This window comes from Rhizobium sp. P2_G2 (assembly GCF_056403555.1).
Window position 1 is genome coordinate 224,616 of sequence record NZ_JBFUFF010000003.1, and the last position, 21,736, is coordinate 246,351.

Sequence of the window (21,736 nt, forward strand, 5' to 3'; positions counted from 1 at the left end):
GCTGGCTTGACCAGTTGAGAGACAGGCAAGCTCAGGCGCGGATTTTCCACCGGCTGCAGTCGGCAGAGCGAGGCCATTTTGGTGATGCGCCGCCGTCGGTGAAGGCGTTTCCGAAATGCGCATTCATTTTGGTCCGGGCTACCGCGTTTATTTCACCAGAATAGGTGAAACGATTTATCTTCTGTTGCTGGGCGGAGACAAATCGACACAGCCGAGAGATATCAAGCACGCCATCGAAATTGCCCGCGAACTTCGAAAGGAACTGTGATGATCAATACTACTCCATTTGATGTTGCAGACTATCTGGACAGCGACGAAATGATCTCCGAGTACCTCAATGTCGCTCTCGAAGACCAAGATCCCGAAGCGTTCATTTCTGCACTTGGAAGTGTGGCCAAGGCACGCGGCATGGCCCAGATTGCCAGAGACACGGGCCTCAGCCGCGAGAGCCTCTACAAATCCCTCAGATCAGGCTCAAAAGTACGTTACGAGACCGTGCAAAAGATCCTCAAAGCCCTGAATGTAAAGCTATCGGCAGAGGCAGCAGACGCGGCGGAATAAACCGCGCCTGCCAACGATCATCACTCCACGTCGAATTTCACTCCCTGCGCCAAAGGCAGCGTCCGGCCATAATTGATCGTGTTCGTCGCCCGGCGCATATAGCCTTTCCAGGCATCCGAACCACTCTCACGACCACCGCCCGTCTCCTTCTCGCCCCCAAACGCACCACCGATTTCGGCGCCAGAGGGGCCGATATTGACATTGGCGATGCCGCAATCCGAGCCGAGCACGGAGACGAAGGTTTCGGCCTCGCGCATGTCATTGGTGAAGATCGACGACGACAGGCCCTGCGGCACGCCGTTATGTAGCGCCAGCACGTCGCCGAATTCGGAATATTTCGTCACATAGAGGATCGGTGCAAACGTTTCTTCCAGCATCGGACCGGCCTGGACAGGCATTTCCACCAGCGCGGGGCGAACATAGGTTGCCTCACCCGGAGCCGAAACATCGACCTTCTCGCCGCCATGCACCTTGCCGCCTTCGGTCTTGGCCGCATCGAGCGCCGATTGCATACGGGTGAACGCGCCCTTGTCGATCAGCGGGCCGACCAGCGTGCCGGTCTCCAGCGGATTGCCGACCTTGACCGAGCCATAGGCCTTGATCAGCCGCGGCACCAGCGCATCATAGACGCTTTCATGCACGAAGAGACGGCGGAGCGAGGTGCAGCGCTGGCCGGCCGTACCCATGGCGGCGAAAGCGACGCCGCGCAGCGTGAGATCCAGATCGGCACTAGGGCCGACGATTGCGGCATTGTTGCCGCCGAGTTCGAGGATCGAGCGCCCGAAGCGTGCTGCCACCCGTGGTCCCACGGCCCGGCCCATGGCGGTCGAGCCGGTCGCCGAGACCAGCGCCACGGCCGGATCGTCGACCAGCGCCTCGCCCAGCGCCCGCTCGCCGATCAGCACTTGCGACAGATTTTCCGGCGCGGTGAAGCCCGCGGCGCGATAGCGTTCGATCGCCTTTTCCATGAGAGCCTGGGTAGCGAGTGCCGTCAGCGACGATTTTTCCGACGGTTTCCACAGGATCGAATTGCCGGCCACCAGCGCCAGCGCTGCATTCCACGACCAGACAGCAACCGGGAAATTGAAGGCGGAAATGATCAGCGTCACGCCGAGCGGATGCCAGGTTTCCATCATCCGGTGATCGGTGCGCTCGGTGGCGATCGTCAGGCCGGTGAGCTGACGCGACAGGCCGACGGCGAAATCGCAGATGTCGATCATCTCCTGCACTTCGCCCAGGCCTTCGGAGACGATCTTGCCCACCTCGATCGAGACCAGCCGGCCGAGCGCCTGCTTATGGGCGCGCAGTTCCTCCCCGAGCAGGCGGATCAGCTCGCCGCGCTTCGGCGCCGGCACGGCACGCCAGTCAAGGAAGGCGGCTTGCGATTTCTTCACCGCATCCGCGGCCGCCGCAGCGTCGTCTGCCTTGAGTTCGGCCAGCACTTCGCCCGAGATTGCCGAGCGAGCCGCAAGCGTGCCGCCGCCAAGTGCAGCTTCGGCGACGCCGAGCGATTTCAGGATGTCGCGCGTTTCGGATTTGAGGCTGTCGATCGTGCCGGACATGATTTTTCCCTGCTCTTCCTGTTGGCGAAATTTTGAGCGTTTTCGCCGAGCGAGGGCCAAATCGCAAGCAAATTCGCGTTCTGTGCCCATGGGAACAGCGAAACCGGCCTGCAAATCCTAAAAAACGCCAAGCAAACGCTCACAAGAACGCTTGAGGAAAAGAATGAAAAAGCTTGGTGCCATCCTGTTGCTGATCACGATCGCGATCGCCGCCACCGTCAATCCGGGCGAGGCCGGCTGGAAGAAACGCGGCTGGTATCTGAAGCGGGCCGACACCGTATGCGTGATGCGCAAAGTCAGCACGACGACGACCACCAACGGCAAGATCGCGGCACAGAAGATCCGCGTCTGCAGATAACAAGACCTCTACATTTACGGTTAAACCTTTCGAAACGACGCCGACGCTATAGTGCAGCCATCTCTCTATGGCTGGAGGCCCCTGTACCGGGCCGCGGAGTATTGCGTTGAAGATCGGCCTGCCCAAAATCCGGTTCAGCCGGAAAATGCTATTGCTATCGGTCGGCATCCTGGCGCTGTTCGCCGGCACGGGTGCGGCAGCGCTCTATGCCGGCGCCGGCGACCTGCTCTCCAAGCCCGAACCGAAGGACGACCCGGCCGGTGCGGCCTGCGACACGGTCCAGACGATGGTCTTCAAGACACCGGCACAGCGCCTCTGGATGCGCCGGACGATCCGCATGGATCATGCCGACGGCCCAACCCGGATCAGGACCGCGCTTCGCGTCGCCGGCCTGCTTGCCAATGCCAATGAGGCCATCGACCTGATTCAGGTCAGCGTGCTCGACCGCGATGGGCCGACCATGCGCGCCGACATGCGCGGCCGGGCGATCGGCGCCGAAGTGGTGCTCGCCATGCAGCCGCAATATCTGCCGGATATGAAGGAGCCCTTCATCGTCCGTTATTACGAGGGCATGCCGACCGATGACGGCCACTATTATGGCGAACGGATTTCGCTGGAAGTGCCCGAGATCCGCAAGCTGATGGGCGCGATGCGCAATGTCGCCGACAAGGCCGATTGCACGCCGCTGCCTGTGCCGGACAAAGCCAAGCCGCCAGGCGAGCACGTGGTCAGCACGGAGGGCGAAAAGTCCGAGGCGCATGATGCCAAGCCCGAGGACGCCGAGAGCAAGACCGAAGATCACGCCGCCCCCGCCGACGACAAGGCCGATGCGAAGGACCACGCCGCAAAAGACGCTCCGCCGAAGAAGGAACAGTCTTTCCTCGACAGCATGCTGAGCCTGGTTGGCCTTGGCGGATCCTCGGACAAGCCGGCGGAAAAACCGGCCGATGCCGAGGCCAAGCCGGAACACCAGGCAAGCGCTGACACCACGGCGGTTTCAGACGATCTGCCGATCCCGGAGATCAAGGACAAGCCGGCAGATTCGGAAACCCACTGAGCAGCGGGCTTTAGCGTGCGAACCGCCGCGCTCCGGCCACGCAGGCGACGACACCCAGCGTCGCCACCAGCATCAGGCCGCTGACCTGCTCGTGCAGCAACAGCGCCGCAAGCGCCAGGCCGAAGAACGGCTGAAGCAGCTGCAACTGGCCGACGGCGGCGATGCCGCCCTGCGCCAGGCCGCGATACCAGAAGATGAAGCCGATCAGCATGCTGAACAGCGCCACATAGGCGAGGCCGAGCCAGGCGCTTTGGCCGATCGATCCGAAGGATGGCGGCATGGTCATCAGCCCGAGCACCAGCATGACCGGCAGCGACAGAACCAGCGCCCAGGAAATCACCTGCCAGCCGCCCAGCTTGCGCGACAGGCGTCCGCCTTCCGCATAGCCCAGCCCGCAGACCACTATGGCCGCCAGCATCAGCAGATCGCCGAGCGGTGCGGCGCTGACGCCCTGCAGCAGCGCAAAGCCGACGACAAAGGCACTGCCGAGGCCGGAAAACAGCCAAAAGACCGGCTTCGGCCGCTCGCCGCCGCGCAGCACGCCGAAAATCGCCGTCGACAGCGGCAACAGGCCGATGAAGACGATCGAATGCGCCGAGGTGATGTGCCTGAGCGCCAGCGCCGTCAGCAGCGGAAAGCCGATCACCACGCCGGACGCGGTGACGAGCAGCGGGACAAGATCGCCGCGATCCGGCCGTTTCGCCCTCAAAACCATCAGCATGGCGAGCGCCAGGACGCCGGCAATGGCGGCGCGGGCGACGGTGAGGAAGACCGGATTGAAATCCGCCACCGCCAGGCGCGTTGCCGGCAGCGAGCCGCTGAAGATCAGCACACCCAATAATCCATTGATCCAGCCCTTGGTCGATTCATCCATGTCGCATCCTCGATTTTGCATCGGGATCGCATGGAATCGCCTGGCAAATCCAGCGACAGTGCATTACAATTTCGAAAAACTGTTATGCACACGAGAGCAATACAGATGGACAAACCCGCCGCATCATCCGGCACCCGTATCGAAGCTGTCATGGCAGCAATCGAGAGCGGCATCGCCGCCAGACGGTTCATGCCGGGCGACCGGCTACCATCGGTCCGGGCGCTGGCCGCCAGCATGCAGGTGTCGACCTCGACCGTCGTCGAGGCCTATGAGCGGCTGGCGGCGGACGGTGTCATCCGCTCGCGGCCTGGCTCCGGCTTCTTCGTCTCGGCGCCGTTGGCGCCGCTGTCGCTGGCCGAGATCAGCCCGAAACTCGATCGCCAAATCGATCCGTTCTGGATTGCGCGCCAGTCGCTGGAGGCAGGAGAGGCCGTGCTCAAACCCGGCTGCGGCTGGCTGCCGGCGGAGTGGATGCATGGCGAAGGCCTGCGCCGCGCCTTGCGAACATTGGCGCGCGCCAACGCCGTCTCGCTCGCCGACTATGCGACGCCGCTCGGTGAGCCCTTACTGCGCCAGATTCTCATTCGCCGCATGGCTGAACACGACATCGATGCCAGCCCCGAACAGGTGATGCTGACCGATTGCGGCACCCAGGCGATCGATCTCGTCTGCCGGCTTCTGCTCGAGCCGGGCCAGACCGTGCTGGTCGACGACCCCTGCTATTTCAATTTTCACGCCCTGCTGCGTGCCCACCGCGCCCATGTCGTCGGCATTCCCTTCACGCCGTCGGGACCCGATCTCGACCGCTTCGCCGAGGCACTCGCCGCCCACAAGCCGCGGCTCTACATCACCAATTCGGCGCTGCACAATCCGACCGGCGCGACGCTTTCGACGGTGACCGCCCACCGCCTGCTGAAACTCGCCGACCAGTCCGGCCTGACGATCATCGAGGACGATATTTTCGCCGATTTCGAGACGTCGCGCGCGCCGCGGCTTGCCGCGCTCGACGGATTGAGCAGCGTCGTCCATATCGGCAGTTTCTCCAAGACGCTGTCTGCCTCGGTCCGCACCGGCTTCATCGCCGCCCGTCCGGATTGGATCGAGGCGCTCGTCGATCTCCGCATCGCCACCACATTCAGCGGCGGCCGGCTGGCGCAGGACATGCTGACCATGACGCTACGCGACGGCAGCTACCGCAGGCATGTCGAGGCGCTGCGTGCACGCCTCGCTGACGCCATGGGCGAAACGATCGCACGGCTTGAAAAACTCGGTATCGTACCCTGGCTGAAACCATCGGCCGGCATCTTCGTCTGGGCGCGGCTACCGGATGGCATCGACGCCGCCGACATTGCCCGCGCCTGCCTCGCCGACGACATCGTGCTCGCCCCCGGCAACGCCTTCAGCCTGTCGCAGACCGCCAGCGGTTTTTTGCGCTTCAATGTGGCCCAATCCAGCGACAAGAGGATTTTCCAGTCGCTGGAGCGGGCGCTGGGCGCGAAGACCCCGCCCCAAACCCCTCCCCACAAGGGGGAGGGGCTTAACCCAGCCGCACCGCCGTTCCACAATTGAGGCAAGAAACGAGCCGCGAGTCTTCTCCCCCTTGTGGCGGGGTGAGGCGCGGTCCGCGAAGCGGAGCAATCGATCCAGTGAATCGATTGCAGCGCCGAGCGCCGGCAGGCCAGAGAGGGCCTCGCTCACCCGGCCAAGGCCACGGCATCCGCACCGGCCGGAATGCGCATCGGCGATGACGGATCGGTCGCCGCCCGCCAGACGGCCTCTGCCACGTCGATCGACCGCGTGAGCGGAGACTGATCCTGCTGCCATCCGGCGAAGACGCGCTGCACCAGATCGCCATAGGGCTCCGGAAAGCCGCCCTGCATGCGGGAGCGCGCATTTTCCCCGAACCGGGTCTCGGGCGACCGGCCGGGCAATACGATGTGCGCGCGGACACCGAACGGTTCCAGCTCCAGCGCCAGCACTTCGGTGAAGGCGTTCACCGCCGCCTTGCTGGCGGTATAGACGGAAAGCAGCGGCAGCGGCTTCAAGGTGACGCTCGACGTGACGTTGATGACGACGCCGGCCTTCCGTTCCCGGAACTGCGGCAGCACTGCCTGGGTCATGGCCATCGTACCGAGCGTATTGGTTTCGAACAGGTCACGGGTGACATCCATCGATGTGCCCTCGAGCGCATTCAGCCAGCCGATCCCGGCATTGTTGACGACGACGTCGACCGGCCCCGCGGCCTCGACGGCGGTGTGAATGCTCTGGGGATCGGTGACGTCGAGCGGGATGATCTTCAGATGCTCGGAGCGAGGCAGGACATCCTCGCGGGGGTCACGCATCGTCGCAACGACCTTCCAATTCCGTTCGAGGAAATATCTGGCGGTATCGGCGCCGAATCCGGACGAGCAACCGGTGATGAGGACGGTTTTCATGGCAGTTCCTTCTGTGCTGTGTACGGATTGGAATCTAGATCTCGCGGGCCGGACTTGCTATAATCGAAAGTCCAGTTAGCATTCGCAAGAGTCTTGAAATGGTCGATCCGTTTGCCGAAGTGGTGACATTGCTCCAGCCCAGCGCTGCCTTCTCAAAGATGGTCAGCGGCGCTGGCGCATGGCGTGTCGAGCGCCAGGACGCCGGGCAGCCCTTTTACTGCGCCATTCTCGAAGGCTCGTCCCGCCTCGCCATCGACGGGCAGGAACCAATCGAGCTTGGCGAAGGCGATTTCGTCCTGATCCCGGCGGTCCATGGCTTCGTGATGTCGAGCCTCGCGCCGGCAGTGGACGGCAGAGATCCGCTCTCCATTACCCATCTCCCCGGTGAGGTGAGGCTCGGCGATCCCGATGCTCCGATCAATGTCCGGCTGCTGGTTGGCCACTTCGTTTTCGGCTCACCGGATGCGGCCCTGCTCGTATCGCTGCTGCCGAAACTCATCCATGTGCGTGGTGAAAGACGGCTCGGCATGATCGTCAAGCTGCTGGGAGACGAGGCCCGCTCCGAGCGGCCGGCGCGGGAGGCGATCCTGACACGCCTCATGGAGGTTCTGCTTGTCGAGGCGCTGCGCTCCACTGCCGGGACGTCGACCTCCCCTGGTCTTCTGCGCGGCCTTGCCGACGAGCGCCTGGCGGCCGCGATTCGCCTGATGCACGAGAAGCCGACACATGACTGGACGGTGGAGCAATTGGCGCAGGCGGCCGCTCTTTCCCGGTCCGCATTCTTCGATCGCTTCCGACGCGCGGTGGGTATAGCGCCCATGGAATACCTGCTGTCATGGCGCATGGCACTGGCGAAAAACCTGCTGCTTCGCGGCAGGACTGGTGTGAAGGAAATTGCCGAACGTGTCGGATATGGCTCCGCAAGTGCATTCAGCGTTGCGTTCACGCGCTTCGTCGGATTGCCACCGACGCACTATGCGCGCGAGACGGCGGAACGATAAGCCGACTGTGCTCGGATTGTCAGTAAAGCCCTCGCCCTATCTCGCCGAATGTCGTCCGCACGCTTGGAGGAACCAACCGGACCTTGTCGAATTCTACCGACAGAAATGAGGAGGCCGCCATGATCCGCAAGCTGAAATCCGGTGAATACCGTCTCTATTCGCGCAAGATCGATCCGAAGACCCACAAGCGCAGAAATCTCGGCACATTCAAATCGCGCGAGGACGCCGAGAAACACGAGCGCGAGGTGCAGTATTTCAAGCACCACTGACCCGACCGGCAAGCGGCCGCTCACGCCCCGGACATCGCCTTGGCGAAATCGATGAAAGCGCGGAGCGGCGCAGGCACCAGCCGGCGGCCGGGATAGTAGAGGAAGGGTCCGGAAAAGCTTTGCCACCAGGGCTCCAGTACCGGTTCGAGCGCGCCGCTTTCGAAATGCGGCCTGAGCCAATCCTCGAACAGCTTGATGACGCCTGTTCCGGCAATCGCCGCCGCGATCCCCAGTTCCGTGGCGCCGCCGGCTTCCACCATCAGCGGGCCGGGCGGGTCGATCTTCACCACGTCGCCGTCGCGTTCGAACTCCCATTCGATGATGGCGCCGCTGGCGAACCGGCCGCGGATGCAGGCATGTGCCAGGAGGTCGCGCGGATGCTCAGGCCGTCCACGCGCTGCCAGATAGGCAGGCGAGGCGGCGGTGGCGAACTGCTGGACACGTGGACCGATCGGCACGGCGATCATGTCCTGCTCCAGCCGTTCCTCGTAGCGGATGCCGGCATCGAAGCCGGCGGCAATGATGTCGACGAAACTTTCGTCGGTGGCGATTTCCAGCCTTATGTCGGGATAGGCGGCGAGGAAAGGCGGCACGATGCGCGGCAGCACCAGGCGCGCCGCACTGACGGGGACATTGAGCTTGAGCGTGCCGGCCGCACGATCGCGAAAGCCCCTGGCGAAGTCGAGCGCGGCATCGATCTCACCGATGGCGGGGCCGAGGCGCTGCATCAGGCCGCGGCCGGCTTCCGTCGGCACAACGCTGCGCGTCGTGCGATTGAAGAGCCGCACGCCAAGCTCGGTTTCGAGCCGCCTGACCGCGTCGCTGAGCACCGATGAACTCATGTCGCTTGCCCGCGCCGCCTCGCGAAAACCGCCTGCGCGCGCCACGGCCAGGAACGCACTGACATCCCCCAACTCCAACTTTCCCGGCTTCATATCCCGTCCCCCCAACATTGTCCGTAATTCCGGACAGCCCGTCCGGATTATAGTCGGTTGTCGTGAAATCGATAGAGGCCTATCTGCATTCCTGTCTTTCAATCGGAGACCAGATCATGTCCAATATTGAAAAATCCGGAACCTATGAGCTCGGCGACCGCATGGTCAACCGGCTTGGCTATGGCGCAATGCAGCTTGCCGGCAAGGGCGTCTTCGGACCGCCCAAAGATCGCGCCGAAGCCGTGGCGGTGTTGCGCGAGGCCGTGGAAAGCGGCGTCAACCACATCGACACCAGCGATTTCTACGGCCCGCATGTCACCAATGAGATCATCAGGGAGGCCCTTCATCCCTACAGGGACAACCTTGTGATCGTCACCAAGGTCGGCGCACGGCGCGGCGCCGACGCCTCCTGGAACACTGCCTTCTCGAAGGAGGAGTTGACGCAGGCGATCCACGACAATCTCAGGAATCTCGGCCTCGACGTGATGGAAGTGGTCAACTTGCGCGCCATGTTCAGCGTCCATGGGCCGGCGGAGGGATCGCTCGAGGCGCCGCTTTCGGCGCTCGCCGAGCTGCATCATCAGGGCCTGATCAAGCATATCGGCCTCTCCAATGTCACGGCGAAGCAGATCGAGGACGGCCGCAAGATCACCGACATCGTCTGCGTCCAGAACCAGTACAATCTCGCCAATCGCAGCGACGATGCGCTGGTCGATCAGTTGGCAGCGAAGGGCACAGCTTATGTTCCCTTCTTCCCGCTCGGCGGCTTCTCGCCGTTGCAGTCCTCGACGCTATCAGATGTCGCCGCTCGCCTCGGCGCGACGCCGATGCAGATAGCGCTTGCCTGGCTGTTGAAGCGTGCGCCGAATATCCTGCTGATCCCAGGCACCTCGTCGCGCGCCCATCTCCGGGAAAACCTCGCCACGGCCGACATCTCGCTTTCTGCCGAGACGATGGCGGAACTCGATGGCATTGCCGCCAGCAAAGCGGCTTGACGATGGACGGGAGACGCGGGCGGCAATTCCGCCCCGCGTCTCCCGCAGGACTTCGGACCTTGCGCAACGGTCCTCAGCGACTGTCAGACCGCCACGCCACCAAGGCCTCGGTCTCCACCACTTCTTCCCGTATCCCGGAAAATTCGGACCGGATTTCCTCGACCAGCGCGGCGGTCTTGTCGCCCATATGCGACGGCGAAGTGGAGGACATGGAGAGCGTCCGCTCGACCAGCGTCTCGACATCGATGTCTCGCCGCTCGATGACACCGAACCGCTCCAGACGGCAAAACACCGAATTGATCAGCACCGCCTCATGCCGGACCCAATCGTCGCCGCGCGCATGCGGCCCGGAATTGGCCTCGAAACCCTCGCGAACCTCCTCCCAGCGCTTGCGCCAGGCATTGGCGGGAATATCAGGGGCGGAATCATGAAACAGCGCAACGGCGCCGGTCGGTACAATCATCCCATCGAGCCGGTTGAGCGTGTCCATGCGGTCCATCCAGTGAAAGGACCGCCCCATGACGACCAGCTGGAACGAGCCCATAGCCGGATCGAGATCGTAGGAACTCCCCTGCACGAAGGTGATCCCCGGCATATCGCCTGCCATTTCCCGCCCGGCATCCAGCATATCCGTCGACGGGTCCATCGCCACGACATCGCAGCCAAGCGCGGCAAAACGGCGGGACAGGATCGCCGGACCACAGCCCAGATCGAGCACGCGGTCTCCCGGCTGCAAGCCGGCGACCTGCGCGACGCGCTGAATCAGCGCATCGGCATAGCGCACGCGGCCTCTCTCGTAGAAGGCCGCGGCAGACCGAAATCGATCCGGCTGCAACGGCGGTATTTTGAGAGTGAGCGTCTCGGAGCTTTCCACAGACAGGTCGTTCATCGGGTCATGTCCTTGTATCTCCTTGGCCGCATTGCCGCTACCTCTCTACGCCGAAGACGGCCCACCCCTCTTGAAGGAGCCTGACCATTCGAAGGAGTTGGGTGAACAGGACCTAAAACAGGGCGATGCGGGATATCGATGATGCTGCGTAAGGCGGGTCTTTTCTGCCAAAGAAGCGCAGCTCTTTCAATGTGGCAAAGTTTCAGCGATGCAGTCGATAGACAGGATTGGCGATGTTCGTGTGACGGCTCGGCCGCGTCAGCGCGCCAGACTGTCCGGCGGAGAGACGATTTTCAACTCCGCGCCATAGGCCTCCCGCAATTCATCCTGCTGCCCGGGCTGACGATCCACCCCATGATGCAGCAAGGCGGATGTGTAGCCTTGTGCATGCGTCCCCTCCACCAATGTGACATCGGCATTGCCGGGATTGCCCGAGCGCTCGAACCACTCCACGGGATAGTGAAGGAAGCTCATTTCAAAGGCTCGGTTGGTGACGCCATGGCCGACGATCACCACATCGTCGTTGCCGCTTCCGATATCATGCATGATCGTCTGGAGAAACAGACGCATCCGTTGCGCCACATCCGCCCGGCTTTCGCCGTCGGGAGGCCTGGCGTAGAATTTTCCGCTATTGTTGCGCAGCCTGGCCCATTTCTCGAATTCGTCGGGAAATTTTTGCTTCTGCTCGGCCTGATCGTAAATCTCGGTGAACAGGCCGAAATCCTGCTCGCGCAGCAGATAGTCCTCATGAACCGCGCCCACAGACTCACTGGGCAGGACTTCGAGCAAGGCATCCCTGGTCTGCCTGGTCCTGAGATAGGGCGAATACCAGATGCGGAGTTTGCGGAAACCCGGGCGCTGCGGCGCATTCAAATAGGATGCGATCGCCCGGCCGGCGTCCAATGCCTGCCGATAGCCAAACTGCGTGAGCGGCACATTGTGATCACCGAATTGCCGATAGGCTTGTTCGTCGAGGTTACCGAGGGATTCACCGTGACGAACGAGGAAGATACGCATCGAAGGTTCCGGACTGTCTGGTTTGCAACAGCTCGATCATGAACGCCGGCGAAGCTGCGGGCAACCCGTTCGTTCGATTCGCCGGCCAGCGCCCCAGATTGCGGGAGTCTCAACGAGATGATCGATCAACGACGACACCCGCGACCAACCGAATTCTTCCAGATCATCAATCTCGGTCATCGCTAGAGCATCTCTTCCTCGAATCTAACCAGGTGAGATGAATGGCGATGCAGTCCCCTGGCATGGCCCTGCCTCGGATTTTCCCGCCGAAGCTGCGCCGTCAACAAGCTCCCGCTTCAGCTGTTGGATTTCCATATGTAACTTGTCCAGCATTTTACGCAGAAGTTCCATGTTGCGCGCATCAAGTTCAATTGACCCGGCCGCCATGAATTCTTGAGAAATGCTATCCACGCTTGTTGGGATGGAGTGAGGGAACGAGACGATATTTGACATAACCCTATCCAGTTTGGGTACCGAAGTTTAAGATGAACGCGTTTTGGATCACTCGATGTGCGCGAGCGGTCCTTCTGGGAATGCTCCCCTTTCTGCATGCCATGCGCGTGGGTGCCAATTCAGCCCCTTCCGCCAAAGGCCCCGGCCAGTTTTCGGGCAAGTTCGTGGGCCGGTGAAGCCACATGCCTGCTTCCGCTGGTCGCCGGGCGCGGTGCGGCTTGAGCGGCGTCGAGCCGGAAGCGGGCGACCAGCCTGGCGAGAGTGGCGGCCTCGTCTGCCAGCCGGCTCGTCGCCGCAGTCGATTCCTCCACCATTGCCGCGTTCTGCTGCGTCACCTGATCCATTTGGTTGACAGCGGTGCTGACCTCGCCAAGTCCGGTCGACTGCTCCCGTGCCGCAGTGGCGATGGAATGAACATGCTCGTTGATTGTGATCACATGGCCCTGAATCTGGTCCAGCGTCTCGCCGGTGGCCATCACCAGCCTGACACCAGAGGTCACTGCCTCTCCGGAACGATTGATCAGTCCCTTGATGTCCTTTGCGGCATTGGCGGATCGCTGTGCCAGTTCGCGCACTTCCTGAGCGACAACGGCAAACCCCTTGCCGGCTTCGCCGGCGCGCGCCGCCTCGACGCCGGCATTGAGCGCCAAGAGGTTGGTCTGGAAGGCGATTTCATCGATGACGCTGATGATCTGACTGATTTCGCCGGAAGCCTTCTCGATCTTGCCCATCGCCGCCACCGCATCCTTGACGACGGCACTCGACTGCTCCGTGCTCCTGCGCGCCTCGTCTACCATGCGGCTCGCCTCCAGCGCTCGTGCGGTGGAACTCGTCACGGCGACGCTGATCTCTTCCAGAGCCGCGGAGGTTTCTTCCAGCGAAGCCGCCTGCTGCTCGGTGCGTTTCGACAGATCGCCGGAGGCGATCCTCATCTCACCGCCATTGATCATGTCGGTCGCCGTCCGCACCTCACCCAGCACGGAGCGCAGGTTGGCCATCGTCTGATTGACGTTGTCCTTAAGTTCACCAAAGGCGCCTTGGAACTCGCCCGTCATGCCTCTGGTCAGATCGCCCTCGGACAGCGCCGCAACGACACGGTGCGTCTCGGAGACACCACGATCGACCGAGACGATCAGTGCGTTGAGACCGACAGTGATGCGATTGAGGTCCGGATAGCCAAAATCCTCCGACGCGCGGCGTGAAAAGTCACCCGCAGCAGCGGCAGCAATGACGGCGTCGAGATTCTCCTGCATTTCGATGACCTTCAGCCGCTTCGTCGTACCTGCCGCATCGAGGTCCCTGACCTCGATGCTGTTCTGCTTGAACACCTCGACGGCGCGGGCTATCTCGCCGATTTCGTCGCTCCTGGTGGCAAAGGGGATGTTCGTATCGAGCTTGTCCTTGGCAAGGATATTCATGGTCGCGGTGATCTCGCCAATCGGCCTTGCGATCGAACGGTGACCGAAAACAGCGGCGGCCATCAGCGTCAGGATAGTCACGATGCCGATGCCGAGATTGACATGAATTGCCAGAGCGGACGCGTCCTCCGCTTCTTGCTGAGCCTCGAGCGCCATTGCCTTCGCCGCGTCCACGCCTTCGTCGATCAGCTTCGATACCTCGCCGGCAATCGCCAGCAGTTTCGCCTGGACCTCCTTCTCCGTTGCGGCAACGGGCGGATCGCCAGCATTGGGGTGAATCTTGATCTTCACCACCTTGCCCATGTCGCCGGCCGTAGCGAAATAATTTTCCGCCAGGGTTTTCAGCCGAATGACTCGATCCTTGTTCTCCTGCAGCCGCAATTCATCCAGCGCATCGTTCAAATATTTGATCACAGAGTGATGGCGTGCAGCGATGTAGTCATTGGCTGAAGCAATGTCCTCTTCGGACGTGGCAAGACGCAGATCGCGGACTCCGATTTGCATGCCGCGCAACGATGCCTTGGCATCGACCAGATCGCGCGACACGATCAGCATATCCCTCTGGTAGGTCGAACGTTCGCTGACCAGCTGAGCACCATGCCAGGCCGCAAGGAGCATCGCCGCCACAAGAAAAATGCCCAGGCCGGAGAGCATGGCCAATTTCGTGCTTATCCGAGAGAAGAGGCTTTTGAGCATTGTTCGAAATCCCGCGTTCCGGCAGCTGGAAGTCTTCATGCTCTGCTGGCCGTCATGATGAGGGAGCGATTTCATTCGATCTCTCCATGCCTCGACCGCATTCGGCACTGTCTTCGATCTCGAAGAAGGGTGCTTTTCAGCCGCGGCTTTAGTCGACAAACATCCTGTAAAAACTAATAAAAAGTTTAGTTTTGCAAGGTTGCGCAAACGATTGCGCGATCAGGATAGGTAGCGCAGAAAATGGATACGGATTTCAAGGTTTGACCTGCGGCGGCATGGAAAAGAGATTCATCCGACAATATATAAGCAAATCCATAATGAATAAATGTAGGTAAATTTCGGACGAGAGGGGGAAATACGGATATTTAGACTGCAATTTTATCAAGTACTTGATTATAATATTAGAAATAACGAAATTGAGTTTCGTCAAACGTCGATATCCACTTTACGAGATTTGATCATTTTTGCGAAAATAAGGCAGAATATGATGCCAGACGCAGCATTTTATTAAGTTTCGTATTGGCTAATTGGTCAGCGCTTGCTGCATTGACCGTCATCTATCGACGACGTTGCCAGGCCCGCAAATTCCGCCCGAATGACTTGTGCGGCCCTTCCACTGAGAACTCGACCGGACGGATGACCGACCGGCCGCCATTGCGATCAGGAGGATCGCCATGAAGCTACCCTTGCCTGCTCGCAGCAAGACATCCCCCATGCCTGGCATTTGGACGCGTCTATGGCGAACGGGCTATGCGGGAGATGAAATGCCGTCATCCGGAAAACCTCACCCGTCTGTGGAGGGATATATCCGCTCCATCGGGCGCCACTATATCACCGCCGTTGTCGTCATGACCGGGTTGATCGGCGCCACCTACCAGACCGTCGAAATCGCGCTCGATCGCCATTCGCTGCAGCAGGACATCAGCTATCTGACGGAGCGCCAGTTCATCCGGTTCCAACAGCTTTCCAACCAGACGCGCGCGGTCATGCGCGCTTCAGCCGATGCGGACATGCCCGGATATATCGTCAAGCCGATGGTGGAGGATGTTCGCAAGGCGATCAGCGACATCCGCGCCATGACCGGACGGTTGAACGAACTGCACGACGCGATAGAACGAAATCTTCTCGAAAAGCTCAATCCGCGGGATGTGGCGTCAGAAAAGATGCGTCTCGACCTTGCCGGACGCCTCGACGCTTTTCTCGACCGGGCAGAGCGGGTGGTGTCGGCAAGTCTGGAAGACCGGCGCCAGCGCTATTCCTTCTGGGGACCGATCGATTTCGCCGCCTCCTCGGACAGCGTGATGATGCGCCAGTTCGGCGCGCTGATCGAGAGCGCGCATGCCCGTAGCGACGGCAGCATAGATCATGCGCGTCTGATCAGCGCGGTTCTTCTCGGCCTGACTGCCGCCGCACTCATTCTGGCAACCGCGGTTCTGTTCATGCCGCTTTTGAAGAAGCTTCGCAACGAGCATCGGCTGACGATCGATTTCGAAACCAAGCTGACCCATCAGGCGCATACCGATGTGCTCACCGATCTCAGCAACCGCTCCGCCTTCAATGACGCGCTGGGCGCGCTTTTCGATGCGGTTGAACAGACCGGTGCAGGCTTCTCGATGCTGCTGGTCGACCTCGACCATTTCAAAGGCATCAATGACAGTTTCGGCCATCCGGCAGGGGATGCCGTTCTCCGTCACGTTGCCCGCATGCTGCAGGGCACCTGTCGCGCCACCGATATCGTGGCGAGGCTCGGCGGCGACGAATTCGCAATCCTGGTGCCCGGCCTTGTCGACGCGACGGCGCTGGAGGCGCTTTCCAAACGCGCGGTAACGGCAATCGCGACGGACTGCTATTTCGAAGGCAGGCTTTTGCCCGTTTCAGCCAGCATTGGCGGAGCAGTGGTCCCCGAACACGCCGCAGACGAACCAACCCTGATGCGCATCGCCGATCTCGCGCTCTATGCGGCAAAGGCCAAGCGCAATACGGCGGTGATCTTCGACGAAGCATCGCTTGCACAGCGTCTGGAAGAGAACCAGCTCGCGGCTGCCCTTGCCTTCGCTGCCGACCGCAACGAATACCTGGTTTATTACCAGCAAAAGATCAATCTCCAGACAGGAGAACATCTCGGCTTCGAGGCGTTGGTGCGCTGGCATCATCCCCGGCTCGGCATTCTGCCGCCAGGTCGCTTCCTGCCACTTATGGAAGGGTCGCATCTCATCCGCAGCATGACGCGCTCAGTCGTCAACATCGTCGCCCGCGATCTCAGGGAGTGGAAGGCTGCCGGGCTGCGCCCGGGTTCCGTGGCGATCAACCTTCCCGAAGTGCTGCTGGTCGGCGGGGACGGCTACGATCTCATTGCCGCGGCTGTTGGGGCCAATCGGCTGGAATGGCGCGATTTTGCCGTCGAAGTCACGGAAGACGTTTTTCTCAATCGCGGCGCCGATCAGATATTGGAGACGATTACACGGTTCCGGCAACGCGGCATGTCGGTCTCCCTGGATGATTTCGGCACCGGCTTTGCGTCCCTGGTACATCTGCGGGATTTTCCGTTCGATGAGCTGAAGATCGACCGCAGCTTCGTCAAGGATCTCGGCGATGACCTGCGTTCCGAGCAGATCGTACGGGCGATGATCGATCTCGCACGCAACCTAGGCAAACGTTGTGTTGCCGAAGGTATCGAAAATGAGACGCAACGCGATTTCCTTCTCAGTGCCGGCTGCGACATCGGCCAGGGCTATTTTTATGCCAGGCCTGAACCCGCGTCAGCCGCTGTCGAACGCCTGGCCATCTCTGCTCCGGGAAGGCGCCGGCCATCCCGACCAATGAAGCAGGTCGCCGGCTGATTGCGTGCAGGCAATTCCGTGCTCGGGGGAGCAATGAAACTTATGAACGAAGGGGGACAGCGAATGAAGAGAATGATGCGGATGTGGCTTGCCGTGGCGCTGGCCACTGCAAGCGCACCAGCACCCGCGCTTGCCGGCGGAATGTCGGTCGATGTGGTGCATTTCTGGGTATCGGAGAGCGAGTCTGCCGCTCTCGATGTATTCCGCAAGGCCTGGAAGGCCGCCGGCAATGAATGGGCTGACATGCCCGCCGAAAACAAGGTTGCCGTTCAGCGCATCGTCAGCGACCGCATCGCCAATGGCTATCCGCCGGCGGTGATGCAGTGGAATGCGAATGAGGGCTCGCGCGAACTGCCGGAAATGGGAATCGTCCAGGATATCGATGACGTCGCGCAGGCGGATCACTGGCGCGATGTCATGCCGGCAACGGTCCTCGACCGGATATCCTATAAGGGCAAGGTCTATTTCGCGCCGACCAATATTCATGCGGAAAACTGGCTCTGGACGAGCAAGAAGGTCTTTCGGGATGCCGGCGTGACCTTGCCGCAGTCATGGGAGGATATTTTCACCATCGCCGAGAAGATCAAGGCTGCCGGTCATGTTCCGATCGCTCTTGGCGGCGCGCGATGGGAGGTGTCTCTGATATTCAATGACATCATCTATCAGAAATTCGGACCCGAGGGTTATGCTCGCCTCATGGGCGGTGACGCAGCTCTGGTCCAGGACCCGCGCATGATCGAGGCGCTCGACATGCTTGCGCGTTTGTCGAACTATGTCGAGCCCCTGGAAGCGCGAAAGAAAAAAACCTGGGCCGATGCGACGAGGGCTGTCGGCGCTGGCGAGGCAGGCATGCAGTTCATGGGCGACTGGGCGAAGGGCGAACTTGGGGTACGCAAATATCAGGTCGACAAGGACTTCGACTGCATGCTCGTTCCCGGCACGTCGATCGCCTATTTCATGGTGATCGATGCCTTCGCCTTTCCGGTTACCAATCGGGACGGTACGACGGAAGCCCAGCGTGCCTTCGCCCGCATGATCCTCAACCCGGACAACCAGGTCGCTTTCAGCCGGCTCAAAGGATCGCTTCCTGTCCGGACCGACGTCGACCCGAGCGACCTCGACCGCTGCGGCCAGTTTGGATTGAAGATGCTCAGAGCGAAGAAGGGTGAGGTGAGCGCCCAATCCCAGGCGATGCCGAGCCAGATGTCCGAAGGCTGGATCGGCGTGGTGGGAGATTTCTTCAATGATCGGAAAATATCCTCAAAGCAAGCGCAGAAGCGGCTCTACGATGTCTTGATGCAGCGATAGGCGACGTTACGATCCCCAGGGTCAGATGCGACATGCTCCAGTTTGGGGGAATGGTCGAGCACGGCGTCTTGCCGTGCGGAGCGGGTGTAACTGTGTTAGCCATGTCTCCGAGGCCTCCTCCCTCATGAATACCCGTTTCACCGTCGCGACGCATATCCTCGTCTTCCTGCAGACGCAGAACGGGCAGCCGGTGGCATCCGGCGCGATCGCATCGAGCGTCAAGACCAATCCCGCACACATCCGCCGCCAGCTGTCGCAGTTGGCGAAGGCGGGGCTGACAAAATCGCAGATGGGCACCGGCGGCGGTGCATTGTTGGCAAAGCCAAGTCCCGAGATCACCCTGCTCGATGCCCACCGCGCAATCGACGAAGCTGCAACGGTCTTCGCATTACATCCATTGACGAAACCTCCGTGTCCGGTAGGCGAAAAAATCCGCGCCGCCCTGCAGAAACGGCTGGAGGAGGTGGAGAAAGCCATGCAGGCGCAGCTCTTGAAACGACAATCGCCGACATGGCGTCCGAGATTTCGGCTCCGGAAAAAACAGCCTGGAGCGGTGGAAAACCGCATCGACCCGTTTACTTCCTGTGTGTAACAGATATAGATACAGATATCTGTTAAGTTGCGGTATATATTATGATTTCTGCATTTTATGGCATGTCGTCATGCAGTCGTGAAGCCATTTTTTGCGGTTCTGAATGCACCTGATTTCAGCCGGGTTCGTTTGATCATGTCGGACATGTCGGCGTTTGAATTCATGCCACGCTTTCATGGCTCGACATTCGATGACATGCTTGAAACCTTTTCCCGGCAGTTCGGGCCATTCGAAGCATCGCCCATCGCCGCGGCGCCCAATTTCGCCTGGAAGACCGGCCTTTGGACCGATGATACCCTGACATTGCTGACCAACGAGTTTCAGGCCGAATGGCACCTCAAGGCGGTTGCCGAGTCGCCCGAATGGCTGTCCGTTCTGATGCCGCACATTGGCGGTTTCGATGTGAAGATCGGCGGGTCCACGCATGATGTCTCCCCCGGAAAGCTGTTGCTGACCCACAACCATCAAGCCGAGCGCGTCGTCGTCCGCGGCTCGTCACACCTATCGGAGATCATCCGCATCGATTGGGCAACGGTCGTGCAGACCGCATCTGCGATCCTCGAAACGCCGTTCTCGGGATCGCTGGATTTGTCGCCGATGGTGGATCTGGCTTCTCCGGCGGGTCTGCTCTTCGACAACATCGTGCGAACCATCGCTCACGGCATGCGCAACAATGGACCATTGCTTCGCTCGTCGCTCGCCATGTCGCATCTGACCCAGGTGCTGATCGATGTGGTCATCCGAACCGTCCCTCACCGGTTTTCCCATCTCCTGGCGAAACAGGCCGTTTCGATTGCACCTCGGCATGTCCGCCACGCGATCGATTTCATGCATGCCAATATCGAAAAACCCATCACCATGCCCATGGTGGCCAAGGCCGCCGGGGTTTCCGTCCGGGCGCTCGAAATGGGATTTCGAACGTTCAGAGAAATGACACCGGCCGCCTATCTCAGAAGCATTCGCTTGCGTGCAGTACGCCGCGATCTGCTCGACCCATCGAACCGGTCCTCCGTCAAGGACATCTGCCTCAAATGGGGTTTCTTCCACTTCGGGCGCTTTTCTGCCGCCTATCGGACGGTCTATGGGGAGAACCCGTCGGACACCAGACGGCATGCGAGCAATATATGATCCGAGCACGATAGGCCCGCTCCGGCCCCATATCGGTGGCGGATCGACTTGCGATGCTCTGCCACCTCCGATATTCTTTCTCCTGTCGAAAAGGACCCGGAGCGGCATCGGTCAGCCCGTTCCCTTCCTCCATGGAAGCTCCGTACCGCCTCCGGGCGGACCCGCGGCAAGCAACCGGCATCTGCCCGGCGGCTTGGCGCGACTGTCTTTTCGCGTTCTCCGCCGGGCAAATGCCTTCCAACGAAGGAGAACGAAATGCCCATCATCCGCGCCAACAGCGGCATCATCACCCAGATCAACGTCTTCACCGTGCCCGACGGCGGGCAGGAAGCGCTGCTCGCCTATCTCGGCGAAGCGGCGAAGGCCGCAAGCGAGGTGGACGGCTGGCTCTCGGCCAGCCTGCACAGGAGCCTCGACGGCACCCGCGTCGTCAACTATGCCCAGAGCCGCGATATGGACGCGGCAGCCCGCGTCTTCCATCATCTCAGCGCCAAAGGCATGATCGAGGGCAACCGGAAATACGGCGAGGCGCATCCGGGGCTCTACGAATGCGTCTTTACGCTGGAGAAATGACTTTTGGGGGCGGTCGAGGGGCCGCCTTTGTCATAGATGTTCGCGCCTCACGCGACATTCGCAGTGCGCTCGAAGACCACGGCTCGATTTTCGACAAAAGCCGGCTGAACGACGACCTGGAACCAATCCTGCCTGAAGCCGGGAAGCTTTTGCAGCTCAGCCATCAGTTCGTTGAAGCCGGGAAGCTCTTCGTGGACGGTCCAGAACAACTCTTTGCCTTCGGAGACAATGAAGATATCGCAACAGATCAAGTCCACTGTAATCAAATCCCATTTGTAAACAGCGACCGCATTGATCTGATCGAACGGGATGTAATCGCCACGGGATTTTGCAAGCACCGTGAAGCCCTTGCCTGTCACAATGAGTTCCGCTTTTCGTCGCATTGAAGGGCTCGCGGTTGGCTGGTGATCCCTTCTATCATCCTGTCAGCCTGGCGGCCAAAATAAAAGGCGACCGTCGAGGCCGCCTTTCGTTTCGAGATACCAGCAAAAACGCGTGATCAATCCGCCTTGCTGCGCCGCGCCGGAAACAGGATCACGTCGCGGATCGACGGCGCGTTGGTGAGGATCATGATCAGCCGGTCGACGCCGATGCCCAGGCCACCGGCCGGGGGCATGCCCTGGTCCATGGCATCCAGAAACTCCTCGTCGAGTTCCTTCTGCTTCTCGCCGCGGGCATGGGCCTGTTCGAGCTGCTCGACCATGCGGCGGCGCTGCTCTTCGGGATCGTTGAGTTCGGAGAAGGCGTTGCCGACCTCCCAGGCATTGCAATAGGT

23 protein-coding genes are annotated in these 21,736 nt (G+C 60.9%); 13 read left to right on the plus strand and 10 right to left on the minus strand.

What is annotated here, in order from left to right:
* The first annotated feature begins 115 nt into the window (after positions 1-115).
* Positions 116-268, plus strand: a complete 153-nt coding sequence (locus AC1D06_RS04695; RefSeq protein WP_477985338.1) for a type II toxin-antitoxin system RelE/ParE family toxin — start codon at positions 116-118, stop codon at positions 266-268.
* On the plus strand, positions 268-561 hold the full coding sequence (locus AC1D06_RS04700; protein WP_477985340.1) for an addiction module antidote protein: 294 nt from the start codon (positions 268-270) through the stop codon (positions 559-561). The genes AC1D06_RS04695 and AC1D06_RS04700 overlap by 1 nt, the downstream gene beginning before the upstream one ends.
* 20 nt (positions 562-581) lie before the next feature.
* On the opposite strand, the gene amaB is transcribed toward AC1D06_RS04700, so the two are convergent.
* The gene (gene amaB, locus AC1D06_RS04705) at positions 582-2,123 is read right to left on the minus strand and encodes an L-piperidine-6-carboxylate dehydrogenase (RefSeq protein ID WP_477985342.1); all 1,542 of its coding nucleotides are present in this window, start codon (positions 2,121-2,123) and stop codon (positions 582-584) included.
* Positions 2,124-2,286: 163 nt separating this feature from the next.
* Here amaB and AC1D06_RS04710 point away from each other — a divergent pair, with 163 nt between their 5' ends.
* Both AC1D06_RS04710 and AC1D06_RS04715 read left to right on the plus strand, forming a co-directional pair.
* Positions 2,287-2,481, plus strand: coding sequence for a hypothetical protein (locus AC1D06_RS04710; protein WP_477884386.1), 195 nt, complete (start codon positions 2,287-2,289; stop codon positions 2,479-2,481).
* 106 nt (positions 2,482-2,587) lie between these two features.
* Entirely contained in the window at positions 2,588-3,538 is a 951-nt protein-coding gene (locus tag AC1D06_RS04715) for a hypothetical protein (RefSeq protein ID WP_477985344.1), read from the plus strand.
* Between the two features lie 10 nt (positions 3,539-3,548).
* Here the strand turns inward: AC1D06_RS04715 and AC1D06_RS04720 are convergent, their stop codons facing one another.
* The gene (locus AC1D06_RS04720) at positions 3,549-4,412 is read right to left on the minus strand and encodes a DMT family transporter (protein ID WP_477985346.1); all 864 of its coding nucleotides are present in this window, start codon (positions 4,410-4,412) and stop codon (positions 3,549-3,551) included.
* Positions 4,413-4,517: 105 nt separating this feature from the next.
* Here AC1D06_RS04720 and AC1D06_RS04725 point away from each other — a divergent pair, with 105 nt between their 5' ends.
* Positions 4,518-5,981 (plus strand): aminotransferase-like domain-containing protein, encoded by a 1,464-nt coding sequence (locus tag AC1D06_RS04725; RefSeq protein WP_477985348.1) that lies wholly within the window; start codon positions 4,518-4,520, stop codon positions 5,979-5,981.
* A gap of 125 nt (positions 5,982-6,106) precedes the next feature.
* Here the strand turns inward: AC1D06_RS04725 and AC1D06_RS04730 are convergent, their stop codons facing one another.
* A complete protein-coding gene (locus tag AC1D06_RS04730; protein WP_477985349.1) occupies positions 6,107-6,847 on the minus strand; it encodes an SDR family oxidoreductase in 741 nt (246 codons plus the stop codon).
* A 98-nt stretch (positions 6,848-6,945) separates the two neighbouring features.
* Here AC1D06_RS04730 and AC1D06_RS04735 point away from each other — a divergent pair, with 98 nt between their 5' ends.
* Positions 6,946-7,848, plus strand: a complete 903-nt coding sequence (locus tag AC1D06_RS04735) for a cupin domain-containing protein (protein ID WP_477985350.1) — start codon at positions 6,946-6,948, stop codon at positions 7,846-7,848.
* A gap of 119 nt (positions 7,849-7,967) precedes the next feature.
* Positions 7,968-8,117, plus strand: a complete 150-nt coding sequence (locus AC1D06_RS04740; protein WP_477883683.1) for a hypothetical protein — start codon at positions 7,968-7,970, stop codon at positions 8,115-8,117.
* 20 nt (positions 8,118-8,137) lie between these two features.
* On the opposite strand, the gene AC1D06_RS04745 is transcribed toward AC1D06_RS04740, so the two are convergent.
* Entirely contained in the window at positions 8,138-9,052 is a 915-nt protein-coding gene (locus AC1D06_RS04745) for a LysR family transcriptional regulator (protein WP_477985351.1), read from the minus strand.
* Between the two features lie 116 nt (positions 9,053-9,168).
* Here AC1D06_RS04745 and AC1D06_RS04750 point away from each other — a divergent pair, with 116 nt between their 5' ends.
* A complete protein-coding gene (locus AC1D06_RS04750; protein ID WP_477985352.1) occupies positions 9,169-10,047 on the plus strand; it encodes an aldo/keto reductase family oxidoreductase in 879 nt (292 codons plus the stop codon).
* 73 nt (positions 10,048-10,120) lie between these two features.
* On the opposite strand, the gene AC1D06_RS04755 is transcribed toward AC1D06_RS04750, so the two are convergent.
* From AC1D06_RS04755 to AC1D06_RS04770, 4 genes are all read right to left on the minus strand, one after another.
* On the minus strand, positions 10,121-10,936 hold the full coding sequence (locus AC1D06_RS04755; RefSeq protein WP_477985353.1) for a class I SAM-dependent methyltransferase: 816 nt from the start codon (positions 10,934-10,936) through the stop codon (positions 10,121-10,123).
* A 258-nt stretch (positions 10,937-11,194) separates the two neighbouring features.
* Positions 11,195-11,953, minus strand: coding sequence for a histidine phosphatase family protein (locus AC1D06_RS04760; protein ID WP_477985354.1), 759 nt, complete (start codon positions 11,951-11,953; stop codon positions 11,195-11,197).
* 204 nt (positions 11,954-12,157) lie between these two features.
* Entirely contained in the window at positions 12,158-12,406 is a 249-nt protein-coding gene (locus AC1D06_RS04765; RefSeq protein ID WP_477883693.1) for a hypothetical protein, read from the minus strand.
* Between the two features lie 119 nt (positions 12,407-12,525).
* Positions 12,526-14,478 carry a methyl-accepting chemotaxis protein gene (locus tag AC1D06_RS04770; protein ID WP_477883695.1) on the minus strand — a complete coding sequence of 651 codons (1,953 nt, stop codon included), beginning with the start codon at positions 14,476-14,478 and terminating at the stop codon, positions 12,526-12,528.
* Positions 14,479-15,284: 806 nt separating this feature from the next.
* Here AC1D06_RS04770 and AC1D06_RS04775 point away from each other — a divergent pair.
* The 5 genes from AC1D06_RS04775 to AC1D06_RS04795 all read left to right on the plus strand — a co-directional run bounded on the left by AC1D06_RS04775 (position 15,285) and on the right by AC1D06_RS04795 (position 20,961).
* Positions 15,285-17,360 (plus strand): putative bifunctional diguanylate cyclase/phosphodiesterase, encoded by a 2,076-nt coding sequence (locus tag AC1D06_RS04775; protein WP_477985355.1) that lies wholly within the window; start codon positions 15,285-15,287, stop codon positions 17,358-17,360.
* A gap of 63 nt (positions 17,361-17,423) precedes the next feature.
* Positions 17,424-18,668 carry an ABC transporter substrate-binding protein gene (locus tag AC1D06_RS04780; protein WP_477883699.1) on the plus strand — a complete coding sequence of 415 codons (1,245 nt, stop codon included), beginning with the start codon at positions 17,424-17,426 and terminating at the stop codon, positions 18,666-18,668.
* Between the two features lie 124 nt (positions 18,669-18,792).
* Positions 18,793-19,260, plus strand: a complete 468-nt coding sequence (locus AC1D06_RS04785; RefSeq protein WP_477985356.1) for an Rrf2 family transcriptional regulator — start codon at positions 18,793-18,795, stop codon at positions 19,258-19,260.
* A 162-nt stretch (positions 19,261-19,422) separates the two neighbouring features.
* Positions 19,423-20,388, plus strand: a complete 966-nt coding sequence (locus AC1D06_RS04790; protein ID WP_477985357.1) for an AraC family transcriptional regulator — start codon at positions 19,423-19,425, stop codon at positions 20,386-20,388.
* 255 nt (positions 20,389-20,643) lie between these two features.
* Positions 20,644-20,961, plus strand: coding sequence for an antibiotic biosynthesis monooxygenase family protein (locus tag AC1D06_RS04795; protein ID WP_477883705.1), 318 nt, complete (start codon positions 20,644-20,646; stop codon positions 20,959-20,961).
* Between the two features lie 47 nt (positions 20,962-21,008).
* Here the strand turns inward: AC1D06_RS04795 and AC1D06_RS04800 are convergent, their stop codons facing one another.
* Both AC1D06_RS04800 and AC1D06_RS04805 read right to left on the minus strand, forming a co-directional pair.
* Entirely contained in the window at positions 21,009-21,320 is a 312-nt protein-coding gene (locus tag AC1D06_RS04800; protein WP_477985358.1) for a hypothetical protein, read from the minus strand.
* A 140-nt stretch (positions 21,321-21,460) separates the two neighbouring features.
* Positions 21,461-21,736, minus strand: a 276-nt coding sequence (locus AC1D06_RS04805) for an amino acid--tRNA ligase-related protein (RefSeq protein ID WP_477985359.1), incomplete at its 5' end; no start/stop codon positions are given.